Annotated in this window: 15 protein-coding genes; 6 read left to right on the forward strand and 9 right to left on the reverse strand. The window is 65.5% G+C overall.

What is annotated here, in order from left to right:
* Positions 1–44 precede the first annotated feature (44 nt).
* Both GY791_04315 and GY791_04320 read right to left on the reverse strand, forming a co-directional pair.
* Complete coding sequence (locus tag GY791_04315; protein ID MCP4327646.1) at positions 45–2,600, reverse strand: FtsX-like permease family protein; 2,556 nt, start codon at positions 2,598–2,600, stop codon at positions 45–47.
* On the reverse strand, positions 2,597–3,292 hold the full coding sequence (locus tag GY791_04320) for an ABC transporter ATP-binding protein (GenBank protein ID MCP4327647.1): 696 nt from the start codon (positions 3,290–3,292) through the stop codon (positions 2,597–2,599). The genes GY791_04315 and GY791_04320 overlap by 4 nt, the downstream gene beginning before the upstream one ends.
* Positions 3,293–3,571: 279 nt before the next feature.
* On the opposite strand from GY791_04320, the gene GY791_04325 reads away from it, so the two are divergent.
* Complete coding sequence (locus tag GY791_04325) at positions 3,572–4,228, forward strand: arylesterase (protein ID MCP4327648.1); 657 nt, start codon at positions 3,572–3,574, stop codon at positions 4,226–4,228.
* Here the strand turns inward: GY791_04325 and GY791_04330 are convergent.
* On the reverse strand, positions 4,225–5,115 hold the full coding sequence (locus GY791_04330; GenBank protein MCP4327649.1) for a LysR family transcriptional regulator: 891 nt from the start codon (positions 5,113–5,115) through the stop codon (positions 4,225–4,227). The two genes, GY791_04325 and GY791_04330, sit on opposite strands and share 4 nt — an antisense overlap.
* A 101-nt stretch (positions 5,116–5,216) precedes the next feature.
* Between GY791_04330 and GY791_04335 the strand changes: the two genes are divergently transcribed.
* A complete protein-coding gene (locus tag GY791_04335) occupies positions 5,217–6,596 on the forward strand; it encodes an FAD-binding oxidoreductase (protein MCP4327650.1) in 1,380 nt (459 codons plus the stop codon).
* A 38-nt stretch (positions 6,597–6,634) separates the two neighbouring features.
* On the opposite strand, the gene GY791_04340 is transcribed toward GY791_04335, so the two are convergent.
* From GY791_04340 to GY791_04350, 3 genes are all read right to left on the reverse strand, one after another.
* Positions 6,635–8,086, reverse strand: coding sequence for a tetratricopeptide repeat protein (locus GY791_04340; protein ID MCP4327651.1), 1,452 nt, complete (start codon positions 8,084–8,086; stop codon positions 6,635–6,637).
* 216 nt (positions 8,087–8,302) lie between these two features.
* The gene (locus GY791_04345) at positions 8,303–8,797 is read right to left on the reverse strand and encodes a DUF1772 domain-containing protein (protein MCP4327652.1); all 495 of its coding nucleotides are present in this window, start codon (positions 8,795–8,797) and stop codon (positions 8,303–8,305) included.
* A 94-nt stretch (positions 8,798–8,891) separates the two neighbouring features.
* Positions 8,892–9,719, reverse strand: a complete 828-nt coding sequence (locus GY791_04350) for an NmrA family NAD(P)-binding protein (protein MCP4327653.1) — start codon at positions 9,717–9,719, stop codon at positions 8,892–8,894.
* A 158-nt stretch (positions 9,720–9,877) separates the two neighbouring features.
* On the opposite strand from GY791_04350, the gene GY791_04355 reads away from it, so the two are divergent.
* Entirely contained in the window at positions 9,878–10,477 is a 600-nt protein-coding gene (locus GY791_04355) for a TetR/AcrR family transcriptional regulator (GenBank protein MCP4327654.1), read from the forward strand.
* A gap of 153 nt (positions 10,478–10,630) precedes the next feature.
* Entirely contained in the window at positions 10,631–11,446 is an 816-nt protein-coding gene (locus GY791_04360) for a DUF1194 domain-containing protein (GenBank protein MCP4327655.1), read from the forward strand.
* 4 nt (positions 11,447–11,450) lie between these two features.
* Here GY791_04360 and gstA read toward each other — a convergent pair whose 3' ends face one another.
* Positions 11,451–12,065 carry a glutathione transferase GstA gene (gstA, locus tag GY791_04365; GenBank protein ID MCP4327656.1) on the reverse strand — a complete coding sequence of 205 codons (615 nt, stop codon included), beginning with the start codon at positions 12,063–12,065 and terminating at the stop codon, positions 11,451–11,453.
* Complete coding sequence (locus tag GY791_04370; protein ID MCP4327657.1) at positions 12,062–12,463, reverse strand: hypothetical protein; 402 nt, start codon at positions 12,461–12,463, stop codon at positions 12,062–12,064. The genes gstA and GY791_04370 overlap by 4 nt, the downstream gene beginning before the upstream one ends.
* 113 nt (positions 12,464–12,576) lie before the next feature.
* Here GY791_04370 and GY791_04375 point away from each other — a divergent pair, with 113 nt between their 5' ends.
* Both GY791_04375 and GY791_04380 read left to right on the forward strand, forming a co-directional pair.
* Entirely contained in the window at positions 12,577–13,254 is a 678-nt protein-coding gene (locus tag GY791_04375) for a winged helix-turn-helix transcriptional regulator (GenBank protein ID MCP4327658.1), read from the forward strand.
* Between the two features lie 118 nt (positions 13,255–13,372).
* Positions 13,373–13,705 carry a GYD domain-containing protein gene (locus GY791_04380; protein ID MCP4327659.1) on the forward strand — a complete coding sequence of 111 codons (333 nt, stop codon included), beginning with the start codon at positions 13,373–13,375 and terminating at the stop codon, positions 13,703–13,705.
* Positions 13,706–13,723: 18 nt separating this feature from the next.
* Here GY791_04380 and GY791_04385 read toward each other — a convergent pair whose 3' ends face one another.
* Entirely contained in the window at positions 13,724–14,092 is a 369-nt protein-coding gene (locus GY791_04385; protein ID MCP4327660.1) for a DUF3105 domain-containing protein, read from the reverse strand.
* Between the last annotated feature and the right edge of the window lie 137 nt (positions 14,093–14,229).

Below are 14,229 nucleotides of genomic sequence, written 5' to 3' on the forward strand. Positions count from 1 at the left end.
CCCCCGCTCGAGACGATCACATACGGGGGCAGGATCGCGGCTTATCACTCGTTGCGCAACAGGGGCGCGGCCTTGCGGTTGAGCGCGCGCCAAGTGCCGGCGAACCCGAACACCAGCGTGACCACGACACAGACCAGGCCGGTGACGACGAGCGTGCCGGGCAGGAACACCCATTCGGTGCGCATGACCTGGGTCAGCACCGCCCACGCGGCAATGGTCCCGAGCGCGCCGGCGATGATCGCCGAGGCGATCCCGAGTAGCCCGTATTCGATCAAGAACGCACGCAGCACCTCCCTCCGCCGGGCGCCGAGCACCTTGAGAACGACGGCGTCATAAACCCGGCGATGATGGCCGGCGGTGACCGCGCCGGCAAGAACCAGCGCGCCGGCGAGCAACGCCACGCCGGCGTTGACCCGCATCGCATCGGCGATGTTCTGGAGAATCCGGTTGATCTGCTCGAGGGCATCCTTGACGCGAATCGCCGACACATTGGCGAAGGTGTCGGTGACCGCGCGCAGCAGCGGGGTTTCCAGCTCGGGCGGGGCCGACGCCGTCGCGATATGGGTCTGCGGCGCGCCCTCGAGCGCGCCCGGCGCGAAGACGATGGTGAAGTTGATACCGAGCGAGGTCCAGTCGATGCGGCGCAGATTGCCGATGGTCGCCGTGACCTCGCGACCGAGAACATTGACGGTCAACGTATCGCCGACCTCCAGGCCCATGCCGGCGGCGAGCTTCTCGTCGAACGACAACAGCGGCGGGCCGGCATAATCGGCGGGCCACCATTCGCCGGCGACGACCGTCGATCCATTGGGGATCTCGGTGGCGTAGGTCAAGCCGCGCTCGTTGCGGACCGCCCATTTCGCGTCGGGGGCGATCTCCGCCTCTTCGACCGGGACGCCGTCGATGGCGGCGATGCGCCCGCGCAGGCTGGGCACGCGGGACAGGCCGGTGACGCCGGGGATGCCGGTGACCGCTGCGTCGAACGCCGCGACCTGGTCGGGCTGGATGTCGATAAAGAAGAATGTCGGCGCGCGCTCGGGGATCTGTTCGTTGACCTGGCGGGCGAGGTTGCCCTCGACCAGGGCGACCGCGGCCAGCACCGTCAGGCCGATGCCGAGGGACAGCACGACGCTGGTGGTTGGCGCGCCGGGCCGGTGCAGATTGGCGATCGCCATGCGCAACCCCGGGCGGCCGCCGGTGAACAGGCGGCGCCGGGTGGCGAGCTCGGCGAGCCGGCCGATGAGTGCCGCCGCGCCGCGGAAGATCAGCAGCGTCGCGATCGCGCCGATGACGAACCACATCGCCAGCCAATGGTCCTCGGCGCTGGCGATGGCGAGCGCACCCAGGAGCGTCGCCAAGGCGGCGAGGGCGACGAGGTAGGGCGTCGGCGGACGCCGCCGCGGCGGCGCCACCAGGCTGCGAAACAGCGCCGCCGCCGGCACGTCGCGGGCCTGCGCCAAGGGCCAGATCGAGAACACGGCGGCGATCAACAGGCCGTAGGAGGCGGCCAGAACCAGCGGCTGCGCATAGAATCCGAAGCGGGTGGCGATCGGCAGCTGATCGGCGATCAAGGGCGCCAACAGCAACGGCGCGACCGCGCCGACGAACAGGCCGACGAGGATGCCGCCCAGGGCGAGGATCAGGACCTGGGTCATATAGACGCGGAAGACGAGCCGATTCGGCGCACCGAGGCATTTCATCGTGGCGATGGTGCCGACCTTGCCGTCGAGATAGTTGCGCACCGCGCCGGCGATGCCGACGCCGCCGACGAGCAGCGCGGTCAGCCCGACCAGCGACAGATAGACGGTGAGCCGGTCGATGAACGATTTGAGGCCGGGCGAGGCGTTGCGCCGGTCGCGGATGCGCCAACCGGCCTCGGGATAGAGCTCCTTGAGATCCTTGACCCAGTCGGCGACCGAAATCTCGGCCGGCAGCCGCAGGCGGTAATGGTAGGAGACCAGGCTGCCGGGCTGGATCAGGCCGGTCGAATCGAGCGCCGCCTGGGCCACCATCAGGCGCGGGCCGAAGCCGAAGATGCGCGTCGTGCGGTCGGGCTCGCGGACGATCGTCGCGCGTAATTCGAAATCCGCGTCGCCGAGACGGACGATGTCGCCGAGCGCGAGATCGAGGGCCTCCAACACGGCGCGATCGGCGACCGCGCCGAAACGGCCGTCGCGCTCCGCCAGCGCTTGCCGGATGTCGGCGGCACCGTCGAGCTCGATGGCGCCGTAGAGCGGGTAGGGGTCGTCGACCGCCTTGAGCTCGACCAGTTGACGGCGTTCGCCATCGACGCCGCGCGCCATGGCCCGCATCTCCACCGCCTGCGACACCGCGCCCTGGCTTTCGAGAAACGCGATCCGGTCGGCGGCGGCGGGACGATGGACGAGCCGCAAATCGACGTCGCCGCCAAGCAATTTCCGGGCGTCCTGGCGTAGACCCTCGTTGACCGCGGTGCCCACCGAGCCGACCCCGGCGACGGCGGCGACGCCCAACGCCAGGCAGGCGAGGAAGACCCGAAAGCCTTTCAGTCCGCCGCGCAGCTCACGCCGCGCCATCACAACGGCGAGCGAGAAATTCGGCGTCCGCCGGTGTGGCGTCATGGCACCGCCGCGAGCGCCTCGCCCGGTCGGCCGTCGTCGACGATGCGGCCGTCGAACAACCGCGCCACCCGGTCGCAGCGCGAGGCCAGCGCCTCGTCATGGGTGATCAGGATGAGGGTCCGGCCGTCGGCTTCCTGCAGATCGAACAACAGGTCGATGATCTTTTCGCCGGTGGCGCCGTCGAGGTTTCCGGTCGGCTCGTCGGCCAGCAACAGATCGGCGCCGGGCGCGAAGGCGCGGGCGATGGCGACGCGCTGCTGCTCGCCGCCGGACAACTGTCCCGGGTAGTGGGTCAGGCGATGGCCGAGGCCGACCCGCTCGAGGCCCTCTCGGGCACGGTCGAAGGCGTCGCCGCGGCCGGCGAACTCGAGCGGCACGGCGACATTCTCGAGCGCCGTCATGGTCGGGATCAGGTGGAAACTCTGGAATACGATGCCGACATGGTCGCGGCGAAAGAGCGCGAGGCCGTCCTCATCGAGCCCGGTCAGATCGGTCCCCGAGACCCGGACCTTCCCGCTGTCGGCGCGCTCGAGACCGGCGACGATCATCATCATCGTCGACTTGCCGGCACCCGACGGTCCCACGACGGCGACCGATTCGCCGTGACCGACCTGGAAGTCGAGGCCGCGCAGGATGTCGACATTGCCCGCAATGCTGCGCAACGAGAGCCGCACGTCGGCGAGCTCGATCATGCAGTCGGCGGGGATCGGATCGGTCATGGGCGGTCCTGGTTGGAGGGGTGATACCCGGATTGCCGAGAACGGGGCCACAGTGGATGTATGCAGCGGAACGGCAAAATCAATTGTCCGGCATCGTTGTCGGCGCCGGTTCCCGGCCATGCCGGCGGTCGACGCGGGAATATCGTGCGCGGGTCCGTGAGGTGTTGCGGGTTGACCGGTGGCGAGCGCTCCCCAAGTGTGGGAGCAACGCGGCGGCGGGCACGGGGCTTCGGTGCAGCACTGGGAAACGCGATGGTGAATTTTGCAACCGGTCCTCTGCGAGCGATCGGCGCGGCCTGTGTCGCGGCGGTCCTGATCTGCGGCGTCCCCGCATCTGCGGCGGCCGAGCCGGTCCGCATCCTGGTGCTCGGCGACAGCCTGTCGGCGGGCTACGGACTGCCGGCGGAGGCGACGTTTCCGGCCAAACTCGAAGACGCGCTGCGCGGCCAAGGGGTGGCCGCCGAAGTCCTCAATGCGGGGGTTTCAGGCGACACCACCGCCGGCGGGCGGGCACGCCTCGGTTGGGCGCTCGGCGACGATCCCGATATCGTCATCGTCGAGCTCGGCGGCAATGACGGCCTGCGCGGAATCGACCCCGAGGAGACCTATCGCAACCTCGACGCGATCCTCGCCCGGCTGCGGGCGGCCGAGGTCGGCATCCTGTTCACCGGCATGTACGCGCCGCCCAATATGGGCCGCGAGTACGGCGACGCCTACCGCGCGGTCTTCGAGCGCCTCGCCGCCGAGCACGCGGTCGATTTCTATCCGTTCTTTCTCGACGGCGTGGCCGCCGAGCCCGAGCTCAACCAGAACGACGGCATCCATCCCAATGAAAAAGGCGTCGACATCATCGTCGAACGCATTCTGCCCGCGGTGACGGCGGTGATCGAACGCCACCACGAGGGCTAGAGCGGGCGGCGGCCCTCGAAGAGGTCGAGGTCCGAACCGATAAGGCCGGTAATGAAATCGGCGAAAAGCCGGACCCGATAAACCCGCCTGACGTCGGGGTGGTAGAGGATCCACATATCGATATTCACGTCGAGCAGCGCGTCCGGCGCGGCGCGGCGCAGGCTCTCGTCCCGGTCCGCGACATAGCATGGCAGGACCGCGACACCGAGGCCACTGCGGGTCATCGATTGCATGGCCGCCATGCTGTCGACCCGATGTTTGAAGTGCCCTTCCGGCGACGCCGCCCCGAAGATCGATCGGTTGTAGGACTCGTCGGGCATCCCGATCCAATCCCAGTCGGCGCGGTTGGCCGGGGTGAAGCGGTCTCCGTCCTTGCCGCGGGCGGCATAAACACCGTAGGCCACCGAAGCCAGACGGCGACCGGCCAGCGATTCCGGTGGATGCCGCGTAAAGCGGAGTGCCAGGTCGGCGTCGGCCCGGCTCAGATTGAGCTGGGACCGGGTGCACATGACGCTCAGGTCGATGCCGGGGTTTTGCCTCAGGAACCGCCACACGAACGGGGACAGATACCCGTTGAAAAGAATTTCCGTGCAGGTAATGCGAAGGCCGCCGGTCAAGTCCTGATCCTTGCCGTAGATTCTGCGGTCGGCCTCCGCCAGGTCCTCTTCGACCTGCTGGACCGTTTCGAACAGATCCATGCCGACCGCGGTCAGCTCGTAACCGGTCCGAGTGCGGTCGAACAACCGCACTTTCAACTTGGCCTCCAACGAATCCAGACGCCGGGAGACCGTTGGCTGGCTGACCCCGAGCGCCTTCCCGGCGGCGGTCAGGGACCGCTCGCGCGCAATGGCGAGAAAATAGCGGTGGTCGTCCCAATTCGTTTTCATTCATATTTGTATAGCAACTATGTGAAATCGATCATAGTGCTTCAAAAATTTTGGGTGTCTAATTCAAGCCCAATTGGCAGAACGGTTTCTTGGAGAGCCTCATGAACCACATCGCGCCAATCGGCCACCGGGCCGTCTCGCCTCTGGCGGACAATTTTTCGGGCGCCATCCTGTTGCCCGGCGATGACGGCTTCGAAACCACGCGCCGCGTCCATAACGGCATGATCGATCGGCGGCCGGCCGTCATCGCGCGCTGCCTGGGCACCGCGGATGTCGTCGACGCGGTGGCTTTCGCGGTCGCGCATGACCTTGAAATCGCCGTCCGTGGCGGCGGCCACAATGTCGCCGGCCGGGCGGTCTGCGACGACGGCATGATGATCGATCTCAGTTTGATGAAAGGTACCTGGGTCGACCCGAACCGCCGCCGCATTCTGGTCCAAGGCGGCGCGACATGGGGCGAATTCAACCGGGCCACTCAGCTCCACGGCCTCGCCACCACCGGCGGTGCGGTCTCCACCACCGGCGTTGCCGGTCTCACGCTCGGCGGCGGCTTCGGTTTCCTGATGGGGAAATACGGCTACACGATCGACAATCTGACAGCGGTGGAGCTGGTGACCGCGGGCGGCGAAGTGCGGCGGGCCTCGGACGAGGAAAACGCCGACTTGTTCTGGGGCCTGCGCGGCGGCGGCGGCAATTTCGGCGTCGCCACGAGTTTCGAGTTCGCGTTGCATCCGGTCGGGCCCACGGTGCATGGCGGCATGATCGCCCACCCGATCGCTAGCGCCGCCGACATGCTGCGCTTCTATCGCGACCTCACCGCCGATGCCGCCGATGAATTCACCGTTCTGGCCGGCCTCACGCATGCGCGCGACGGCTCGGGCACGAAGCTCGCCGCCATGCTGGCCTGCCATTGCGGCCCATCCGCCGAGGCTTCGGCGGCGCTGGCGCAGGTCAAGGCCTTCGGCTCCCCGGTCGCCGATAGTCTCGGGCCGCTGCCCTATGAAGCCATCAACCAAATGCTGGATGCCGGCGTACCAAAGCTCGATCTCTACTATTGGAAGTCCTGCTTCATCGATGCGTTTAGCGATGATGTGATCGCCGTTCTGACGGAGCAATTCGCCTGTTGTCCATCGGCCCAGAGCAAGCTCTTCGTCGAGCATCTCCACGGCGCGGCGGTTCGGCCGGACCCGGCCGCGACGGCCTTTCCGCATCGCGGCGCCGGTTACAGCATTCTCATCATCGCCCAGTGGCGCGATAGCGCAGACAACGCGCGGAACATCGCCTGGGCCCGACAAACCTATGACCGGCTGATGCCCCACACCCGGGATGGCGCGTATAGCAACTACATGGATGACGATGAGGGTGCGGCCCGCGTCAAGCAGGCGTTCGGCGACAATTTCCCCCGCCTGCAGAAGCTCAAGGACCGCTACGACCCGGCCAACATATTCCACCGCAACCAGAACATTCCGCCATCCGGGTAGAATATTCGAACTCGGATCAGCTTAAAGGGGGCGGACCCTCACGGATCTTGCTTGGTTCGGATTTCCGCCGCGCGCGCGCGCAGCGCCACCGCTTCATCCGCCTCGCCGGCGCTCGAAAGCGCCTCCGCCAGAGCGTCCAGGGTATCGGCGACCAGGAGGTCATCGGCACCAAAGCTGTGTTCGCGAATCGCCAGGGCGCGACGATAGAGCGATGCCGCCTGCGGGAGTTCGCCTTGCGCAGAATGCACTTGGGCGAGATTGCTCAGCGCCGTCGCCAGGTCGGGGTGTCGGGCGCCCATCGCCTGCTCGAGGATTTCCACGCTCCGCCGTTGCAGCATCTCGGCCTCGGCGAAACGATCCTGCTCCAGGTACAAACGGGCGAGCTGGCTGAGCGCACGCGCAACCGCGGGATGGCTCGGGTTGAGAACCCGTTCCCAAATTCCGATCGCCCGTCGAAGCAAGGCTTCGGCCTCGTCCAGGCGCCGCTGCTGAATGTAGAGCTCGGCCAGATTGACCAGAGTGCCGGCGACGACTCCGCTATCGGGACCGATGGTCGCCTCCAGCATTGCGATCGCCTCGTCGAGGTGAAGGTTGGCGTTCTCCAGGTCGCCTTCGTCGGCGAACATCAGGCCCATATTGCGCAACGTCACCGCGACATCGGGATGGCGCGCACCGAGCGCGCTGCGCTTGGTTTCGAGAGCGCGGCGGTAGTAGCGCTCCGCTTGCTCGAAGTCGCCCCTGTTGTGATGCAGCACCGCCAGGTTGCTCAGGCTGCGCGCCACCAGGATATCGTCGGCGCGGAGCGCGCGCTCACGGATGGCGAGCGCCCGCGTATAGTAGGGAAGCGCGTCCTGGTAGCGATGCTGGTTATGAAAGATCAAGGCGAGCTCGTTGAGCACTTCCGCGACCTTGGGATCGTCGGCGCCGTGAGCCTGCTCGACGATGTCCAGGCCGCGGCGCGCCAAGGGCTCGGCCTCGTCGAAACGATCCTGAGACCGATACATGCGGGCGAGCTCGACCAAGGCGTGGGCGACGTCGGGATGGTCGGCGCCCAAGGCCGCCTCGCGGATCGCCAACCCGCGTTTCAAATAGGGTTCGGCTTGGCCATAGGCGCCGCGATTGCGGTACATGGCGCCGAGCGCCATAACGCTATCGGCGATGGCCAAATCGTCCGCCGCGAGTGTCGCCTCGCGGATCCGCAATGCTTGGAGGTGTTGCGGCTCGGCCTCCTCGTAGCGGCCGCGCCGCTGGTTCATCATCCCCAGTTGGTAGAGGCTCCGCGCGACCTCGGGATGGTCCGGCCCGAGCGCGGCTTGGTTCTCGTCCAAGACCTTTTGACCGAGGGCGTAGGCGCCGGCCATGTCGCCGGCCGCGTAGAGGGCGCTGACCTCTCGATTGCGGGCCGCGGCATCGGATGCGTCATCGGCCTGCACCGCGCCGACGAATGTGAACACGAGGCTCGCGACGATCCATAAGGCTGAGTAACGCATGGCCTTTCGATCCGCCCCCCGGATTGATCCCGCTGGCTAGTTTAGACCCCTTGGGGCCTGAGGGAAGGGACGATCCGACCTTGTCCGAACACAATCGTTGGTCCGAGAAGTACCATGAACCGCCATTCGACGAGCGACGCGGATAGCGGCCGCCATACACTTGCCGGCCGCGATATTGCAGAGGTGCGGATGAAGGGTCGCTGCGCTCCCGCGTATTCAGCCCTGAACTAGCCAAACCATTGCAAACAGATACAGACTTGCCGCCAGAACGCTGGCGAAAGTCCGAACGCTGTTCCAAAAGGTCCAGTCGGGCAGATAGCGCGTATTCCAGAAATCCAACGCCACTTCCGACGTGAAATCCATGCCCTCCAGAAGCTTGTTCAGAGGGACGTTAAAAACCACCGTCACGCCAAACACACCGACGAGATAGAGACCGGCGGCAAGCATGATCAGCATCGCGGCGGGCCCTGTCAGGTTCACATAGGTGTACCCGATGATCACAATAGAGACGGCGGCCATACCCATGAAAAGCGTCATGAACACCCATTTGAAGACCTCGCGGTTGATCACTTGCATGACCTCGATGCCGCCCGGGGAATTCGCTGTGTCGAGAGAGCGCATGATGAAGTCTGAGAACGCGAGGAAGACGCCTCCGACCAACGCGAACGCGATGATGGAGAACTGACAGAGAAATAAGAACCAGGTCGACATTTCGCGCAACATTCTGAATCGGCCACGTGGGCCGGGTTGAGAGATGGGGCGGCGGCGCAGAGAACCAGCTCTTTCGGTCGCCGCCCCGGCGTTCTTATGCAGCTTCGCTCCAGGCGCCCGACGCTGCGGCGGCACGACAGAAATCCGCGAAGTCGCGCGGCTTTCGGTCGAGGGCTCGCTGCACTCCGTCACTGAGATACTCGTTGCGTCCGTCCAGCGTTTCGCGGCAGATGCCGGTGAGGACATCTGCAATGAGCTCCCCGCCGATCTCGGTCATGGACGCGTGAAACTGATCGAAGGTGATCGGGATGTACCGAACCGGTCGGCCCGTGGCAGCCGAGAGTTCCGCAGCGGCTTCATCGAAGCTCAGCAGCCGCGGCCCGGTGACTTCGTAGAGTTGGCCGGAATGGCACTCCTCGGTCAGCGCGGCGACAGCCACATCGGCGATGTCGTCGACATCGATTATCGGCTCACGGACGTCTCCGGCAGGTAGTGTGACCATGCCATCGAGAACCGGATCGCGGAGATAGCCCTCGCTGAAGTTCTGGGCGAACCAGGACGCGCGGACCAGCGTGTAGTCCAGACCGCAGGTCTTCACGATGTTCTCGCAGTTCTGGGCATTCGTTTCGCCGCGACCCGAGAGCAGAACCAGCCGCTTGACGCCGGCCTCGGCTGCGACTTTCGTCAGCGCCGCGATCTTCTCCGATGCGCCCGGAAAGGCCAGATCGGGAAAGTAGGAGACATAAGCCGACGATACGCCTTCGAGCGCCAGCGCCCAGGTTTCGGGCTTTTCCCAGTCGAACGGTATTGCGGCGTTGCGTGATCCGTGACGAACCGAAAAACCGCGCTCGGTGAGGGTCTTGGTAATCCGACGGCCGGTCTTGCCGGTCGATCCGATAACGAGGATGGGTTGGTCTTGCATAGTCTTACTCCTTGGGTTGGCAGTGGGGTGAGGCACCGTCCCCGCAGGGCTTCCCTGACGCACCGGGGCGGATGGGGGCTTTTCGAGAAAATGAGGTCTTCCCTTTCGCTTGTCACTGTGTAAATTGACACCGTGACAAGTAGGAGTAACTTTACACGATGTCAAGTGGAAATCCCGAAACCCGAGAAAGAATCCTGAATTCAGCATGGAAGCTTCTCGAGGCCACCCAAGGTCGCGAGGTTCGCATGACGGATATCGCGAAGGAGGCCGGCGTCAGCCGCCAGGCGCTCTACCTGCATTTCCCGACGCGGTCGGATTTACTGGTCGCAACGACGCGCCACATCGAAGAGGTCAAGAATGTCGACGCGCGGCTTGCCCGAAGTCGTTCGGCCGAGACAGGCACCGAGCGCCTGAACGCCTTCATCGACGCTTGGGGCAACTTTATTCCCGAAATCTATGGGGTCGCGAAAGCACTCATGGCCATGAGCGAAACGGACGATGCGGCGAAGCTCGCTTGGGATGGGAGGATGCAGGCCGTGCGTCACGGATGCCGTGCTGCTATCGACGCCCTCGAGAGGGACGGCCAACTCTCGTCCGAGTATTCAGCCGCGCTTGCAACCGATATCCTCTGGACCTTGCTCTCGGTACGGGCCTGGGAACATCTTACAATCGACTGTGGCTGGTCGCAGCAGCTCTACATAGAAAAGACCAAGGTCCTTGCGCTGCAAATACTTGTGAATGGCAATACCAACGGGTAACACAGTGTCGGCTTTGGGCCGGTTTTGGTCCCATCAGGACCATAGTGGACGGCCGGCGTTTCTTCCCCTTTAAGGGATGAAGCAGACACGATCAACGGGCGTGGAAGATGTTGGCGTTAGCGTTGGAAGCGCCGATGGGCTTAGACTTCGCCCATGCCTGGATCGCGCCAACCAAGGGACGCCTGGGCCGGGTGGCGCCTCGTCGCGGTCGCCGTCGTCATGGCGAACGTCAATCCCGTCCGGGCGCAGGACGTCACGCCGGTGGCCCTGGAACTGGTGCTCGCCGTCGATAGTTCGTCCAGCGTCAGCGATGAAGAATACGACCTGCAAATGCGGGGAATCGCCGAGGCCTTCCGCGACCCCGACGTCGTCGAGGCCATTGCCGATTTGGGCGACCGCGGCATGGCGGTGACCGTGGTCCAATGGTCGGGCGGACGCATGCAACGGGTGACGGTCGAGTGGATGCACCTCGGCGATTCATCCAGCGTAGACCGCTTCGCATCGTTGGTGACGCAATCCCAACGTCAACTCACCGGCGGCACCAACCTCGGCGGCGCCATTCGTTATTCCCTGGCGCAGCTCGAGACGAACCGCTTCGAGGGGCAGCGCCGGGTTGTCGATGTCTCGGGCGACGGGTTCGCCGGGCTCAGTCCGCGCCGCGAGCGGGACCGCGCGCTGTCACGCGGCGTCACGATCAACGGCCTCGCCATCCTCAACGAAGAGCCGGCGCTGGGCGACTACTTCGCCGCGCATCCTGTCGGCGGCGCCGGCGCTTTCGTTCTGACCGCCGATTCCTACGAAGATTTCGTTGACGCCATGCGCGACAAACTGATCCAGGAGATCTCCAGCTTCACGATCGCCGCCGCCGGGACGACACCGGCCGCCATTGCCGAAACTGCGCGCGATCGCGCCGAACCGTTTGAGCGCGATCGCATTCCAAGGCCGGATTCCAAGACGGCGGCGCGGTGAGCGCTTAGTCGAGTGCGATCAGGCCTTCGGCCGCCAACGCCGCCCCGACCGACGGCCGCGCCTCGACGCGGCGGGCGTGCCGCGCCAAAGGCGGCCAGTCGGACAACGGCAGATCGAGGTCCCGCAACCAACGGCACACCGTGTAGAGGTAGGCGTCGGCGAGCGAATAGGCGGGGCCGGCCAGATAGTCATTGCCTTCCAGGTGCGCCGCCACCGTTGTCAGGCGACGCGCCAGGTGGGCCTTGCCCGGTACGAGAAACGGCGCCGGGGTCGTTGGCCGGAACAGCGGACTGCAACTCTTGTGGAGTTCGGTGGCGACGTAGTTCAGCCACTCGAGCGCCCGGTAACGCGCGCACGTACCCGGTCGCGGCAAGAGGGCGGCTTGCGGCGCCAGCGCGTCGATGTACTGCAGAATCACCGGCACTTCGGTCAGCAGCCAACCATCGTCGTGCAACAATGCCGGAACATAGCCCTTCGGGTTGACGTCGCGGAAGTCGGCGCCGTTCGCGGTGCGCCGCGTCGCATAATCGACCCGGGCGAGGGCGAACGGCAGTCCGGCCTCGCGAAGCGCGATGTGCGGCGCCAGCGAACAGGCGCCGGGCATGTAGAACAGCTTCATTTCCAATCCGTCGGGATGGCGTCGGGCCCATCGTCGAGCACGACGAGGGCGAGGTCGTAGGCGCCGCCGTCGACCTCATCCATGCGGTGGCCCGCCCCGGCGAGATCGACGGCCAGGAACTGATCGCCCGGCCCGAGGATTCGCGCGTCGCCGTCGCTGACGCTGATCCGCACCCGCCCGCGCAGCACGGTGCCGAGCACCGGCGCCGGCGCGCAATGCCATTCGTCGCGATACCCGGCCGGGTGGTGCATCATCAGCAGCGCCTTAGGTCGCAGTTGGTCGGTGATGGAATAACCGCTCGGCGACGGTGGCGTGAAATCGCCCTCGCGCAGCCGCCATTCCGCGTCGGCGAAATGCGAGGTGCCATCGGCATCGGTATAGATCCTGAGGTATTTCACCGGTCGTCCGTTCCGTTGGTTCTCCGCGCCGGGTCGGCGGGCGGAAGGCGATACCCGACGCGACTCGAACGATACCTATTTCCATTCCTCAATGCTTCGATTACCATCGAAGTATGAAAGAAGGTCCCGATATCGCTCTCGTCGCCTCGCTGATCGGCGACCCGGCGCGGGCGAACATTCTGTCCGCGCTGATGGATGGCTGCGCATTGACGGCGAGCGAGCTCGCCGAGGAGGCCGGCGTCACGCCGTCGACGACCAGTTCGCACTTGGCCAAGCTACGCGGCGGGGGATTGGTCACCGAACGCAAGCAGGGACGAAATCGATATTTCTCGCTGTCGGACGCGGCCGTCGCCGAGCTCGTCGAAAACCTGATGAGCGTCGCCAACCGGCTCGGGCACACCCGTCACCGTCCCGGCGGCAAGGCCCCGGCGCTCAAATGTTCGCGCGTCTGCTACGACCACCTGGCCGGCGAATATGGCGTTTGGATGTACGAGCGGCTGCGGGCGCGGCGGTTGATCGTCCGCCGCGGCGGCAAGCTATGCCTGACCAGAAAGGGCGCGGATTTTGTCGGCGATTTCGGCATCGATGTCGCGGCGCTCAAATCGAGGCGGAGAGCGCTGTGCACGGCGTGCATGGATTGGAGCGAACTGAGCGACCATCTCGGCGGCGCGGTGGCGGCGGAATTCCTCGGCCGGCTTTACGACCTCAAGTGGGCGACCCGGCAACCGGGCTCGCGCGTCGTCCGGTTCACCCGATCCGGCGAGGCGAAGTTCCGCGCCCTGCTGGCGTGAGCCGCGCGACCAGCCTCGAAAATCGGGTCGCTCCCGCCGACCCTGGGCCGACGCGCTGTGGTAAACTCGCCGGGCGCCGAACGGCGCTCATCGAGGAATCGGATACAGGGAGAAAATCATGGCGACCTATATGTTTCAGTTCAGCTACTCGACCGATGCCGTCAAGGGCATGGTCGCGAAACCGCAAAGCCGGCGCGAAGCGGCCGAAAAAGTCATCGCCGCCGCCGGCGGTCAATTAACCGAAATGTTCTATTGCTTCGGCGATTACGACGGCGTCGGGTTCGCCGAATTCCCGTCCCATGTCGAGGCCGCCGCCGCCTCGCTGGCGATCGGTGCCAGCGGCGCCTTCTCCAAGGTCAAGACAACCGTGCTGATCACCTTGGACGAATCGGTGCAGGCGATGGAAAAGGCCGGTGCGGCGAACGCGGCTTTCACGCCCCCGGGAAGCTGATCCGGCGGCGCCGGCCGCTCAACGGACCGGATTTTCGGGTCCGCGACCGCGATAGGCATCAATGAAGGCGGCCGCCACCATGCCGTTCCAGGCGTCGAGGCGCAGCGTCCTGTTCCACGCCGTCATCACCATGGTTTCATCGAGGCCGGGATAGGGCGTCACCACCAGGCCGTCCCACTTCCCCGAGAAGAGACCGGCCCAATCGGTAAGCTGTCGCCAGGCCTCGGGCGACGGCCGGTCGAAATAAACGACGATATGCCCGTGTTCGAGGGCGTGGACCAGTTCGGACTTCGCTTGCGGACGGTCGTAGACGCCCGGAACCGTCCACGTCGGACTGTGCGGGCCCGAGGTCGGAAAGTCGCGGTCATAGGCGATGGGACCGGTAATACCAAGTCTCTGTGAGTGGGACTCATATAGGGGCTTTCCGGAACGGTGTTTTTCTGATTCAAGATGGCAAACGGATGGAGGTTTGCCATGGGTTCTCCGGTTTCACTTCGAGACGATTTTGGTGCGGCCGGACTTCG

The organism is Alphaproteobacteria bacterium (assembly GCA_024244705.1).
Lineage (GTDB): Bacteria > Pseudomonadota > Alphaproteobacteria > JAAEOK01 > JAAEOK01 > JAAEOK01.